This window comes from Alcanivorax sp. HI0083 (assembly GCF_001635175.1).
On record NZ_LWFX01000773.1, the window covers coordinates 1 to 413 of the forward strand.

The following is a 413-nucleotide window of genomic DNA, read 5'->3' on the forward strand; positions in this document are numbered from 1 at the left end:
CAGCACCGGCACATCGCCTTTGTCGGCCTCGTCCAGCAGGGATTCGAATTCGGGCACCGACAGGCTGCGCAGATCGCAGTAATCCTTGTGGTGGGCACAGGCGGCACGGAAACCGTAACCCAGCGCCTTGTCGCTAAGTTTGCGGGCCCGCTCAGGGTCTTCCACAAACAAGCCGGCGTAGGCGCCATAAAGGTCCGCGCCACTGCTGAGCAGGGATTCGCTTTCCGGCCAGTTCTCAATCAGGCCATCGACCATCAGCAAATAGGTGGGCAGGCCGTCTTCGACCAGCTGCAGGTCATTGTTGTTGAGGACACCATAGGGCAGGTTGTCGTCAACATGGGCCAGGGAACAGCCTTGCAGGGTAACTACCGCTGCGAAGAAGAGAGAAGGTACCCAGTAAGGTACAGAGCGCC

Annotated in this window: 1 protein-coding gene; it reads right to left on the reverse strand. The window is 59.6% G+C overall.

Features of this window, described 5'->3' with window-relative positions:
• A partial coding sequence (locus tag A3754_RS07545) for a TRAP transporter TatT component family protein (protein ID WP_369817589.1) occupies positions 1-413 on the reverse strand: 413 nt, incomplete at both ends.